Source organism: Acinetobacter sp. P1332, assembly GCF_044057475.1.
Classification (GTDB): domain Bacteria; phylum Pseudomonadota; class Gammaproteobacteria; order Pseudomonadales; family Moraxellaceae; genus Acinetobacter; species Acinetobacter johnsonii.
Genome location: NZ_CP171157.1, coordinates 710,743 through 724,188 on the forward strand (window position 1 = coordinate 710,743; position 13,446 = coordinate 724,188).

Consider the following 13,446-nt stretch of genomic DNA (forward strand, 5'->3'; position numbering starts at 1 on the left):
CAGGACATTATGCGTTTAAGCAGTTTAAAACTTTCCGGCTTCAAATCTTTTGCCGACAGCACCACGTTACACTTTAAAGATAACCGCACAGCAGTGGTTGGGCCGAACGGTTGTGGTAAATCCAATGTGATCGATGCTATTCGTTGGGTCATGGGCGAATCCAGTGCTCGTCAACTGCGTGGTGGTAGTATGCAGGATGTCATTTTTACCGGTACGGCAAAGCGCAAACCCGTGAGTGTCGCGAGTGTAGAACTGCGTTTTGACAACACTTATGGCAAGTTGGGTGGTAGCTATAATGCCTATACCGAACTGGCGGTTAAACGTCAGGTCAACCGAGATGGCAAGTCTGAATACTTTTTAAATGGCACCAAATGCCGTCGTCGGGATATTACCGATATATTTTTGGGCACAGGTTTAGGGCCACGTTCTTATTCGATTATTGAACAGGGCATGATCAACCGTTTGGTCGATGCAAAACCTGAAGAAATGCGAGTTTTTATTGAGGAAGCCGCAGGGGTTTCTCGTTATCAAGCACGTCGCCGCGAAACTTTATTGCATTTGGATCACACCACGCAAAATTTATCGCGTTTAGAAGATATTGCCTCCGAGTTAAGATCACAGCTAAAAACTTTAAAACGTCAGGCTGAAACCGCGATTCAATACAAAACACTGGAAAGCCAAATTCGCACCATTAAAGTCGAAGTTTTATCTTTTCAGTGTGAACAAAGCAGCCGTTTACAGCAAGAATATACGCTGCACATGAATGATTTGGGTGAGCAGTTCAAACTGGTGCGTTCAGAGTTAACCACTTTAGAGCATGATTTGACGTCAACCAGTGAGCTATTTCAACGCCTGATTCAGCAGTCCACGCCACTACAGAGTGAGTGGCAACAGGCCGAGAAAAAGCTGGCTGAGCTGAAAATGACTTTGGAACAAAAGCAGACACTGTTCCAGCAAAACACCACCACTTTGGCACAGCTTGAACAGCAGAAGGCGCAAACTAAAGAACGTATGCAACTGATCGAGCTGCAACTGGAAAGTTTGCACGAACAAAATGAGCTTCATACCGAACAGTTACAACAGCAAGAAAGTCAAAACCAACAGCAAAGCCAAGGTTTAACGGATTTAAAAGCACAGCAGCAACAGCTGCTTCAACAGTTTGAACAAGTCAAAAGTTTGGTTGAAAAACAGCAGCAACAAAAAACGCAAATGTTGGCGCAAAGTGAACAGTTGGCCAAAAATATTTTACGCTTTGAACAGCAAAAGCAGATTTTAGAGCAGCAAGCGGCGCAAATTCAAAACCAAAGCCAGTTGGATGCGATTGATCAACTGTTACATGCCAAGCAAAACGCCGAGGCACAGCAGTTACAACGTGAGCAAAGTATCATTGAGGTACAGTTGCAGCTGGATGATTTGCGTATCCAACACCAAGCTGCTCAAACTGAGCTGAATGAACATAAAGCAGATATACAGGTTTTGAGTGCCGAACAGAAGCACCTCAAACAGCTTCTGGTCAAAGTCAGTGCCTTAAAAAATAGTGATCATCCACAGTTGATGCATGTGCTGCAGCTTAAAGATGCGGCTAAAACCCATGCCGCGCTGGTCGAAAAATTCTTAGCCAAATGGCTTTCAGCGCATTGTTTGGACAACAGCGATGCATTCACCGATGCCGTTGCACGTCAGTTAACGCCTCAGCCGCATGTTGAGCTGATCGAAATTGCAGGTTGCGATAGCCTAGCCAGTTGGATTGAATCGCCACAATCCTCTTTGTGGCAACAGGTGGGAGTGACCACCAACTTAAAACAAGCCCTCGCTTTGCAAAAGCAATTGAAAGATGGTCAGTCTCTTCTAAGTTTAGACGGTTATCATGTTGGCGTGGACTGGGTGATTGGTCTGGATTATGACGAAGCGAGCCAAGCTGGACAGGGGGCGCTCAGTCATCGAATTCGTTTAGATGAAATTGAACAGAGTCTTGCTGAAAAAACAGGACTTCTGACTCAGCTTGAAACGAAAACCACAGAACTTCGTACTCAAGTTCAAGCAGTAGATGAGCAGTTAAAAGCGGATCAACAGCTATTGAAAAAAGAAGTTCAGGCAACCCAGCAGATTGACTTGAATATCGCCAAAGTACAAAGTACCAACCAAGCCTTTGAAGTGCAAAAACAACAATTGGCCAATCAACTGGCACAGTTAGACAGTCAACTCGAAGAAGATGCCATGCAAAAAGATGATTTGGAGATTGATCTGCATGCATTGACTATTAAGCTAGAACAAAACTTGCCTAACTACAAAACCATGCAGTTCCAAGTGGAGTCTTTGACTGAGCAACTGGATGACAGCCAGCAGCAGGCACAGCAGGTTTGGCAAGCGCTTGAAATGGTACGTCGTCAGGCGGTACAAACTACACAGCAGATTGAACTGTTAGAAAAAGACAGTACTTTCTTAAAAGCACAGTATCAGCAAATATTGTCACAAATGGAGCAGGCCAAAAAGTTTATTGACCCTGTACAACTTGAGTTACCCGCCTTAGAAAGCCAGTTTAGTGAACAAGCACAGATCACTGAAAAGCTACAAAAAACATGGTCTGAATGGCAAGTTGAGCTGAATGCGGTACAAGAGCGTCAGCAGAGTTTAACCGAACAACGTCATCAGCATCAGCAACAAGATGAAAAGCTGAGAACTCAGTTAGAAGAAAAACGGTTAGCGTGGCAAGCTGCAAAGTCAGACTTACAACATTATTCTGAACAGCTGAAAGAGATGAATGTTGAAGCTATTGAGGGTTTGAACATTGAGATCAGCAGCCATCAACAGATTTTGGAAAAAGCGCAGCAGCAGTTTGAGAAATTGGGTGCAGTGAATTTGGCGGCTTCAGAAGAATATGAAGACGTGTCTAAACGTTTTGAAGAGTTGAGCCATCAAATTCAAGATTTGGAAAATACCGTTGAGCAGTTGCGTGCTGCAATGAAAAGTATTGACCAAGAAACCCGTAAATTGTTCATGAGCACTTTTGATCGGGTCAATACCGAACTACAAGATCTGTTCCCGAAAGTTTTCAATGGCGGTGAAGCGAGTCTGACTTTAGAAGATGACTGGCAGTCTGGGGTTAAACTCATGGCCCGTCCGCCAGGCAAACGCAATAGCTCTTTGGCGCTACTTTCAGGGGGAGAAAAAGCCCTGACCGCATTGGCCTTGGTGTTTGCAATTTTCCGTCTCAATCCATCGCCATTTTGTGTTTTGGATGAAGTTGATGCGCCTTTGGATGATGCGAACGTGGGAAGATTTTGTAATCTTGTAAAAGAGCTTTCTGAACAGGTGCAATTCATTTACATTACCCATAATAAACTCGCAATGACGATGGCGACCGACTTGTTAGGTGTTACGATGCCTGAACCGGGAACATCAAAGTTAGTGACTGTAAATTTAGAACAGGCAAAAGAATACGGTTTAGTCGCGGAGGCCTAATAAGATGGAATACACAACAATTATTGGTATCGTCATAGCAGTGATCATTATGCTGTTTGGGGTTCGAATGATTTTTCGAAAGCCGGCAGATGCAGCGCCTTCACTTGAGTCCGCATTGCATATCGATGCTGACAGTCAAAAACCGATTATCCCGCGTCACGTACGTGACCAACTGCAAACGGCATCAGTTGAAGAGGCTGAACGTAAAGAGCCGACTTTAAACGAAAGCTCTGTAGAAGAGACACTGCCTGAAAAAGCCGAACCGAAAGCTTTGGATGCAGACAGTGTGCTCGAAAGCAGCAGTACTGAACCAAGTTTGGATGCATCAGCTGAGGTAGAAAATAAAGCAGTAGACTCAGTCGCTCCTGAAAATGCAGTAGCAGATGCAACGGAATTAACGACTGAAAGCGCAAGCTCCTCGCTTGTCGATGACCAAGCAAAAGCGGATAAAGCTGAATTTAGTTTAAATGCCAATGTCGAAAAAGCCGAAATTTCAGAGTTTGACGATGAAAGCAGCATTTTAGATGCACATTTGTATGAGCAAAAAATTGTCGATGATGAAAGTGCCTTAGCCACAGCAGAGTCGTTTATTGCCCTGAATGTTTATCCTGAACGTCGCGCGTTGTCTGGTGAGAAAACCTTAAAAGTTTTAATGAAGTATGGTTTACGTTTTGGCGAAATGTCTTGTTTCCATCGTTATAACGAAGATGGAACCAAATTGCTGTTCTCTGTGTTGCAAATTACTGATACAGGCATGGATGGTTTTGACTTGGAAAATCTGTCGACCGATCCAATTAAAGGCTTGGCATTTTTCTTGGCCTTACCACACCGTGACGTGCAAAATGCCTTCGACACCATGGACAGTATTTCACGTTTGATTGCTCGTGAAATCGATGGAACGGTTTATGACCAAAACAACCAAGAGTTCACGCCACAACTGCGAGAGCATTGGCGCCATTTGGCGATTGATTACCGTGCTGGACAAGCAATCGACGCTTAATCTGATTGAAAGCAGTGGTAACGATTTCTATAATAGACAGTAGAAATACAATTTTTAGGGCGGAACAAAGACCGCCCTTTTTTATGGTGAAATTATGACTCAAACTTCGACTGTCGTTGCGCAAATGCGTCAACTGATCCAAATTTTGGCACAGCATAATCATGCTTATTATGTGATGGATCAGCCGACTATTTTAGACAGTGAATATGATCAGCTTTTTCATCAGTTGAAAGCTTTAGAAGAACAATACCCTGAGTGTATTCAGCCAGATAGCCCGATCAATAAAGTCGGTGCTAAACCTTTGGCGAAGTTTACGAGCGTGACCCATGTGGTACCGATGCTGTCTTTAGGCAATGTGTTTAATCAAGAAGAACTTTTTGCCTTTGCACGCCGTGCAGAAGAACGTTTGCCGAATCAAACGATTCAATATGATGTCGAACTGAAGTTTGATGGTCTTGCGATTTCACTGTGGTATGAACAGGGTGTGCTGGTTCGTGGAGTGACGCGTGGTGATGGTGAGACAGGGGAAGACATTACCCAAAACGTCAAAACCATTCGTAACTTGCCGAAGGTGTTGACCACAAATCAGGGCGAAGTACCTACGCTACTGGAAGTTCGTGGCGAAGTTTTGATGCCTAAAGCAGGATTTGAAAAGCTCAATGCAGAAAATGAAGCCAAAGGTGAGAAGACTTTTGCCAACCCACGTAATGCCGCGGCTGGCAGTCTACGTCAGTTAGACCCGAATATTGCGGCTTCGCGTCCACTTGCATTTTATGCTTATGGTATTGCGCAGTGTGAACCAAATCATGGTCAAAGCACCATGTCGGAAAGTCTAGAGTGGTTGCAACAGTTTGGTTTTGCAGTTGGTGAGCGTCATTTTGTCTGCGATAGTATTCAAGAAGTCCAAGCTGTTTATGAGCAAATCAATGCGGAACGACCACAATTGAGTGTGGAAATTGACGGCATGGTGATTAAGGTCAACAGCCTCAAACAACAGCAACAGCTCGGCTTTTTAAGCCGAGAACCGCGTTGGGCAACGGCTTATAAATTCCCTGCGGTGGCTGCGCTCACCACGGTTGAAAATATTGACTGGCAAGTGGGACGTACAGGTACATTGACCCCTGTAGCGCGGTTGAATCCTGTCGCTGTCGGCGGCGTGACCGTTTCAAATGTGACCTTGCATAATATTGGAGAAATCCACCGCCTAGATGTGCGAATTGGCGATACTGTCAGTGTTTACCGTAGTGGTGATGTGATTCCCAAAGTGGAAAAAGTATGGCCTGAGTTCCGTCCTGTCGATGCCATTGAAGTTGAACTCCCGAGCCAATGTCCCGTGTGTGAATCGCCAGTGGTGATGCCCGAAGGTGAAGCTTTAGCACGTTGCTCAGGTGGTTTGTATTGTGCCGCACAGCGTATTGAGGCAATTCGCCACTTCGTGTCACGTAAAGCTCTTGATATTGAAGGTTTGGGAGATCGTTGGGTCGAATCACTGTTACATCTTGATCTGCTTAAAGATGTGGCTGATATTTATCACCTACACGAGCACCGAGAAAAGCTATTAACCATTGAAAAAATGGGTGAGAAGTCCGTTCAGAACTTGATTGATTCGATTGAAAATAGCAAGAAAACCACTTTGGCTGCATTTATTTATGCACTGGGGATTCGTGGGGTGGGTGAAACCACAGCACGTATGTTGGCCAATACTTTCCAAACTTTAGATGCGCTACGTGTCGCAGACATTGAAGCTTTAAAGAAAACCCCAGATGTAGGGGATATCACGGCGGAGTGGATTGTCGACTTTTTCCAAGCGCCGCATAATCTTGAAGTTTTAGACCGATTATTGGCGGCAGGTATTCACTGGGACGCGCCTGTGGCACCAAGTCGCCAGCCTCTAAATGGAGAAAGTTGGGTCGTGACGGGTACACTCAGTACGATGGGGCGTGATGAAGCAACACAGCTCCTACAAGCACTGGGCGCACGTGTCAGTGGTAGTGTGTCGAGTAAGACCAAGTGTGTTGTTGCAGGTGAAAAAGCAGGTTCAAAGCTGGATAAAGCAGAGAAGCTTGGGATTGCTGTGATTAATGAAGCTGAGTTTATTCAACTGATGAAAGATTATGGCCAGTTAGAGGCTTAGATTTTTGATTTGGATCAAAAAGATACTGTTCAGATAATTGCGTTCAGTTAAAGCACGACTAAAACGACTTTTAATGATGAGGGGTTCACAGCGGAGTCTTACGTATTCGCATCAAATGCTTGAAGTTCGTATGTTACTTTGGATTAGCCCAAAGTAACCAAAGGCATTAGTCATCAGCAAAACTCGTTCATTGCCATCAATGAATAAAATTGTCGCAGAAACAATTTTTTTCTAATGTAGTGTTGTCTCGAACAGTTGCTGATGACATTTCGTGTATCCCATACCTTCATAAATTTAGAAAAAGCATAATGCTCGTCAGTTATGAAATTGACTAGTACTATGCTTTTTATTTATTTTTAAGGAATATATTGCTTAATGACACCGTCATCGAGCAATTGTTGAAAGTGCTCAACCAAGCTTTCTTTGACATCTCGATACTCTAAACCCAATTCTTTTTGGCTCTTGTTCGCATCAAAATAAATCGGATAACCCATATTCAATTCAACAAACTCGCGGCTAAAACCAATGAATGGGCCAATCACCTTAAAAGCTGCTTTGGGAAGTTCATTTCGTGGAAATGGAAACTTCCAACCAAAATGTGCTTTAAGCAATTGACCGATTTCAAGCAGACTTAAAGTTCCACCACTTACAATGTAACGACCTGTTGCTTCTGGGTTGAATGCTGCTTGTAAGTGCGCTTCAGCAACATCTTGAACATCGACCACACCATTCCACATAGGTGGGACACCCGCTAAAGTCAAACCATTGGTAAACTGTTGTAAGACCTCAATTGAGCCTGACTGTGTATTTGGTGTCAATGAACGACCAAAGACCAACGCAGGGTTAATGCATACCAACTGCCAACGATCTTGTGCCTCAGCCATTTCCCAAGCTTTACGCTCAGCCATCACTTTAGAATATGGATACGGCTGATGGGTCTCAGAACTGCTGGTGTTCCAGTGACTTTCATCGAAAGAATTATGGTCTGTTTTTAAAATATCAATGGCATCGCCATAGGTCGACGCAATACTCGAAGTGACAATGACGCGTTTAACGGACTCGGTTTCATTTACGGTGTTTAAGACATTTTCTGTACCCAAAACAGCAGGTTCAATGATGTCTTTCACCGCATCCTTATAGTTAGTAACGACGAAAGGAGAGGCCATATGAAAGACAATTTCACAGCCTTGCATCGCTTCTTTAAAGGAATTGGGCTCGAGCAAATTGGCTTTAAAGAGTTTCAGTGTTCCAGCACTGCTGTCTGCAATTTTAGATAAATGCGCGAAGCTTTGGGTTTTGTTCAAGTCACGTACAGTGGCATGAACGGTATACCCTTGGGTTAATAATTTTTGAATCACCCAACTGGCAATATAACCCGATGCACCTGTAACCAGTACCGGTGCTTGTGTTGCTAAGTTTGTCATAGATTACCCATTGTTGTTTTAAGTATTGGCTTAGTGTAAACGTGAATGCCATGAAAGTCTTTGCCTATGGGGTGAACAGGTGTCTGACTTATGCGTCATTTTATAATACTGCACCAAACTGTATTGAAATTGAGCGAGTAAAACGTATTTTTTAGCAGTAATCTTAAATTTGTATTTTAGATCATATAGATAAGTCAAATGATAAAATACAATAAATAATGATAATTATTTTACATATAATAATGATTCTCATTAAAAATAAGCGTTGTTTAAAATGAAATCCTTCTCTAAGAAAATTCTTGCAAGCTCTGTTGGGCTTTTGATGATGGGTGGAGGCTGTTTACAGCTTGCTTTTGCAGAGGAGGTTTCAGTTTTACCTGCCTTAAAATCAGAAGCGCAATCACAACAAGGCTATGCCGATGGTAAATTGGCGAAGGCAGCTGACTTGGGTGCTTTAGGGAATAAGTCAACGATTGATACGCCATTTACGGTTTCTACTTATACAGAGCAACTGATTCGTGATCAACAAGCATCTACAGTGGGGGAAGTTTTAGAAAATGATGCCAGTATTCGTGCGACGACCAATCAAGGTCATTTAAACGAAAACTTCCAAATTCGTGGTTTTAGTGTCGGCTATGACGATATGGCTTACAACGGGTTATACGCTGTAGCTCCTATGGGACGTATACCAACAGATTTACTAGAATCGGTAACAGTATTGAAAGGACCGAATGCTTTGGTTGCAGGTATGGCACCAGCAGGAAGCGTTGGCGGAGTAGTGATTGCGAATTCTAAACGTGCCGATCAAGATCTAACACGTATTTCGACGTCATTAGAAGATGAGAGTTATTATAAAACCAATGTAGATGTTTCTCGTCGTTTTGGTGACCAAAACCAATTTGGAGTTCGTGTAAACGGCACATATGGAGACGGTGAGCATCTTATTGAAGGTATGGATGACCGTTTAGCACTGGGTTCGATTGCAGCGGACTATACGACCGATAAATTAAAACTAAACTTTGATGCTTATGCCATTCGTGAAAACCGTGATAATGGTTCACCTGCAATGGTCTCTATGCAAAAAACAGGCGTAGTTGCTGCACCAAAGGGGGATAGTAATTACTTTGATCAAATTCATGGGGAAACCTATAGCCGTTATGCGGGCTTAAATGGAGAATATAAATTCACCCCTGATACCAAAGTTTTTGCAGGTGTAGGTTATGTTGAAAAAGGTTATTCGGGTCATATTTTTGGTACGCGTATGATCTTGCAGAACAGTGCAGGTGATGCAACTTCGCAGTACTATCGAGTCGCATCTAAAGAAAATAACCTAAGTGGTAATACGGGTATTGAAACTAAATTCAATACAGGCGCCATTAAACATACCCTTGGGTTACGTGCAGATTATGTGCATCGCGAATACGATCAACACTCTCGTGCGACCAGTTCATCATTTACAACGAATCTTTATAATCCTAACTCGAACGGGACAATGCCAACGACCTATCCAACAGTTGTACCTTATGAAGATGATAAATTCATGAGTTATACCTTGACGGATCAAATTTCAATGTTGGATGACAAATTTCAGTTGATTTTGGGTGCTCGTTATCAAGATATGCAGTTGGAAAGTCTCACTACAGATGTGAAATACGATGAAAATAAGCTTTCACCAAGTTTAGGCATCGTAATCAAACCGTTTGGAGAAAATTTATCTTTTTATGCAAGTTATGTTGAAGGTTTATCAAAAGCAGACTCAGTAACTTCTACCGCGGATGTGAATGAAGGAAAACTATTTAAGCCTTACGAAACGAAGCAATATGAAGTGGGGACAAAGTATCAAGCTGGTTCTTGGTTAAATAGCTTGGCACTTTATCAAATTGAAAAACCGACTCTGATCACAACAGCTTTGGCGACAGCGGTTAATGGTAATACACAGATCACTGAAGATGGTGGGGAAAGTCGATCACGTGGTATTGAATGGTCCTTCTCAGGGAATGTGACTGAGGACTTAAGTCTACTGGGAAGCATGGCTTATATTGATGCTGAATATACAAAAGGTTCTACAAGCACCACTGATATTTCAGGCAATACGATTTATGGTGTGCCCGACTTTACTGCCTCATTAGGCTTGGATTATGCCGTACCTGTGATAGATGGTTTAAATGTTAATGCTCGGGCTAACTATGTTAGTGAACAATATTTAGATAGTTTGAATACCTATAAACTTCCTGACTATACTATTCTCGATGTTGGTGCGCGCTATAAAACAAAACTGGGTGGTGTAAACACGACTTTCTTAGCCAATGTAGATAACGTGACAAATAAAAAATATTGGGAAGGTGTGTTCAATTCTTACTATGCAACGGTTGGTGGTGCACGTACCTATAAACTTGGCGTCACTTTCGATTTCTAATTTTACTGAACAGCCCATTGCGATGCAGTGGGCTTTTTTATGTCTGAATGCTGCCTCATTTAAGTTGAACGCAATGATGAAATTTCTCGGTTTACTCCTGTGCTGTGGTGGTTGTGTGCTGCTGTATTTGACCCATCCTAACCAAACGGTTCTTAAACAGACTGTGGCGAAAAAGTATCGTTGGGTCGGGTGGATTGGTTTTGTTTTGGCATTGACTCTTTTACTGGCGGTATTACCAAAACTGGTGGCGGTGTTGATGTGGTTACTGATGCCATTGGTGTTGTGGTCAGCACTACCATTTCTTCCTTTATTACATGGGGCTTTGACGCATGAGGTTACTACGTGATCAAAAGATACAACCTGACTGGTGGACGAAAAGCTTTGCAGGAGCAGTTCTTGGACTCAGCCTAGCTTTCGCTTTAGCTGCATTAATCACAATGTGGGGACTGCAATCTGAGTATCGTAGTCTTGCTCCACAGTTAGGTATGTGGTCGATTCCTTGGATTTGGCTACCACTCTTTTTCGTGGCCTATTTTATTCCACGCGGATGGCAGTCCATTGTGATTTATCTGTTTTTCAATGTTGTGGCTTACACACTCATATTTTGGCTCAGAGGAGAATAGGGCATGAAGGTACGTACAGATATTCTCCGACTGGCCAAAGAGTTACATACATGGGTGGGGATTTGTGCAGGCATTCTCTTGTTCATTTGCTTTTTTGCAGGTGGGCTGAGTATGTTTCAGCATGATTTGAGTAAGTGGGCAACGCCGCCGCAACAAAGTCTAAATACGGTTGAACTCCATCAGTACAACGATTTGGTGTCACAGGTACAGCAGCAGTATCCTGAAGCGCAAAAAAGTTTCCAGATCAATTTAAACTCCAAAGAGTTTCATTATGCCCCGATTCAGTGGCAACCTGCGCAAAGTCAAGCACATGATGATCATGCCTTTGATACCGATCAAAGCGCGATGTTGGCGACACTGAAACCAGATGGCACTTTACAGGTTGAACAAGAAAACTTATCTAAACTGGGTTGGTTGATTGAACAACTGCACGAAACGGCAGGCATTCCAGGGATGCTTGGGCACCATACACTCGGTGTTTATGTGATGGGTGTGGTATCCGTCTTATACTTTTTAGCGCTAATGACAGGTTTGATCATCCTCTTGCCGACGTTGGTCAAAGACTATTTTGCGATACGGCAAGGTAAGAACAAAAAACGCTTTTGGCTCGATGCGCATAATGTGATTGGCATTACCAGTTTACCGTTTCATATTTTGATTAGTGTGACGGTAATTGTTTTTGCATTTCATGATCTCTTTTATGATGGCTTGGGGCAGTTGGTCACCAAAGGTAAACCACTGTTTGAACGTCCCGCTGCGGTGCAGATTGTAGATCCAGTTCCTCAACTGGATGTTGAAAAAATACTCTTACAGGTACAGCAACAAGCACAGGGCTATGAGGTCTCGTCTGTAAGCTTTAACAATCTAGACCAACCCGCCAAGGCATCGGCACGCGTCAGTTTATATAGTCCAGATCAGATGTTACGTGGAGATAACTTCGACGTGATGTTTTTCAATCCTTACCAGCCTGCACCCTATAGTACAGACAATTTAAATACCCAAAGTTCTGGTCTAGATCAATTGATTCGATCGATGTTCAGTTTGCACTTTGGTAACTATGGCGGAGATTTTACCCGGTGGTTGTATTTGGCCTTGGGGCTGGGCGGAGCATTTTTATTTTACTCAGGCAATATTCTATGGATTGAATCGCGTGTAAAGCGACAAAAAAATCCAAATTTAGCACCACCTGCACAGCGTAAGGATGTGCAATTCATCGCAAACTTAACCATAGGCGCATGTTTGGGAGCGGTCTTTGGCATTGTTATGAGTATGTTGATCGGGCGCTGGGCCTATGTACTCAGTCCTGAACTACACAGCATCAACGCATGGTTTATGTATATCTATTATGCGATTTTTATTTTCAGCTTAATGCTGAGCTTCGTACTGGGTGGAGCACGGGCATTACCAACGTTATTGCTGTCGATTGTGATTGTTTTACTGCTCATGCCTTTGACTTCTGCTATCGCATTGCTCTTACCTGAGATTGGATTATGGTCATCTTCTTCCTCTTTATGGTGGGTTGACGTCTTTGCTATTATTTTTGCTGGGTTATTTTTCTGTTTTTATCGCCAAGCTCAGGCCCGAGTCCAGTCCGCAGAAGTGGGGTCTCTTTGGTCCGTTGCTCAGAAAAAATGAAAGATTGTGCACCGTTCCAAGGTTGAAATAAGAAGCATTTTTAATGGTTACAAAATGAAGCACAGGGCGGTTCAAGCCTAAAAAGCCTTTGCAAAAAGGATAAAGTTTTGCAAAGGCTTCTTTTATAACTATTATTTTGATGACTCATACTGCAAATGCGTATGTTTCTCATTTTAATTTTATAAAAATCATAAACTTACATAATTTATCTTTTGCAAAGTGAATTAAATGTGTCCATAATAGTTGCATTAGAGAATGGAGATTTTGAAAATGCGTGGCAATCCTGAAGTCGTAGACTACTTAAATATGTTGATCGGTGGAGAATTGGCTGCACGCGATCAATATCTCATTCATTCACGTATGTATGAAGATTGGGGTTTGAGCAAAATCTTTGAACGTATTGATCATGAAATGCAAGAAGAAGCACAACATGCAGATGCGATTATTCGCCGTGTTTTGTTTTTGGAAGGCACACCAAATATGCAACGTGATGACGTTGAAATTGGTGAAGATGTGGTTTCATGCTTAAAAGCCGATTTAAAGCTTGAATATCATGTACGTGAAAAATTAGCGCAAGGCGTAAAATTGTGTGAAGAAAAGGGTGATTACATTACCCGTGATATGTTACGTCAGCAAATGTCAGATACCGAAGAAGACCATACTTATTGGTTAGAAAAACAATTACGTTTAATTGAATTGATTGGTCTGCAAAACTACATTCAGTCTCAAATGTAAGAGATGCCAGCTACCAG

9 protein-coding genes are annotated in these 13,446 nt (G+C 42.7%); 8 read left to right on the forward strand and 1 reads right to left on the reverse strand.

The genetic code is table 11. The features are described 5' to 3' along the window. Nucleotides 1-9 precede the first annotated feature (9 nt). The 3 genes from smc (at nt 10) to ligA (ending at nt 6,596) form a co-directional block, all read left to right on the forward strand. On the forward strand, nt 10-3,462 hold the full coding sequence (smc, locus tag ACFN7Z_RS03470; protein ID WP_010327399.1) for a chromosome segregation protein SMC: 3,453 nt from the start codon (nt 10-12) through the stop codon (nt 3,460-3,462). Between the two features lie 4 nt (nt 3,463-3,466). Then, nucleotides 3,467-4,462 (forward strand): cell division protein ZipA C-terminal FtsZ-binding domain-containing protein, encoded by a 996-nt coding sequence (locus ACFN7Z_RS03475; protein ID WP_010327398.1) that lies wholly within the window; start codon nt 3,467-3,469, stop codon nt 4,460-4,462. Nucleotides 4,463-4,556: 94 nt separating this feature from the next. Continuing rightward, entirely contained in the window at nt 4,557-6,596 is a 2,040-nt protein-coding gene (ligA, locus tag ACFN7Z_RS03480; protein WP_010327397.1) for an NAD-dependent DNA ligase LigA, read from the forward strand. 356 nt (nt 6,597-6,952) lie between these two features. Here the strand turns inward: ligA and ACFN7Z_RS03485 are convergent, their stop codons facing one another. Next, entirely contained in the window at nt 6,953-8,020 is a 1,068-nt protein-coding gene (locus ACFN7Z_RS03485) for an aldehyde reductase (protein WP_010327396.1), read from the reverse strand. A 274-nt stretch (nt 8,021-8,294) separates the two neighbouring features. Here ACFN7Z_RS03485 and ACFN7Z_RS03490 point away from each other — a divergent pair, with 274 nt between their 5' ends. The 5 genes from ACFN7Z_RS03490 to bfr all read left to right on the forward strand — a co-directional run bounded on the left by ACFN7Z_RS03490 (nt 8,295) and on the right by bfr (nt 13,429). Then, a complete protein-coding gene (locus ACFN7Z_RS03490; protein ID WP_010327395.1) occupies nt 8,295-10,436 on the forward strand; it encodes a TonB-dependent siderophore receptor in 2,142 nt (713 codons plus the stop codon). A gap of 73 nt (nt 10,437-10,509) precedes the next feature. Further along, entirely contained in the window at nt 10,510-10,782 is a 273-nt protein-coding gene (locus ACFN7Z_RS03495) for a hypothetical protein (protein ID WP_155115400.1), read from the forward strand. Continuing rightward, nucleotides 10,766-11,059, forward strand: coding sequence for a hypothetical protein (locus ACFN7Z_RS03500; RefSeq protein ID WP_058870177.1), 294 nt, complete (start codon nt 10,766-10,768; stop codon nt 11,057-11,059). The genes ACFN7Z_RS03495 and ACFN7Z_RS03500 overlap by 17 nt, the downstream gene beginning before the upstream one ends. Before the next feature lie 3 nt (nt 11,060-11,062). Beyond that, nucleotides 11,063-12,694, forward strand: coding sequence for a PepSY domain-containing protein (locus ACFN7Z_RS03505; RefSeq protein WP_010327392.1), 1,632 nt, complete (start codon nt 11,063-11,065; stop codon nt 12,692-12,694). Nucleotides 12,695-12,964: 270 nt separating this feature from the next. Next, nucleotides 12,965-13,429 carry a bacterioferritin gene (gene bfr, locus ACFN7Z_RS03510; RefSeq protein WP_004695301.1) on the forward strand — a complete coding sequence of 155 codons (465 nt, stop codon included), beginning with the start codon at nt 12,965-12,967 and terminating at the stop codon, nt 13,427-13,429. Nucleotides 13,430-13,446: the final 17 nt, after the last annotated feature.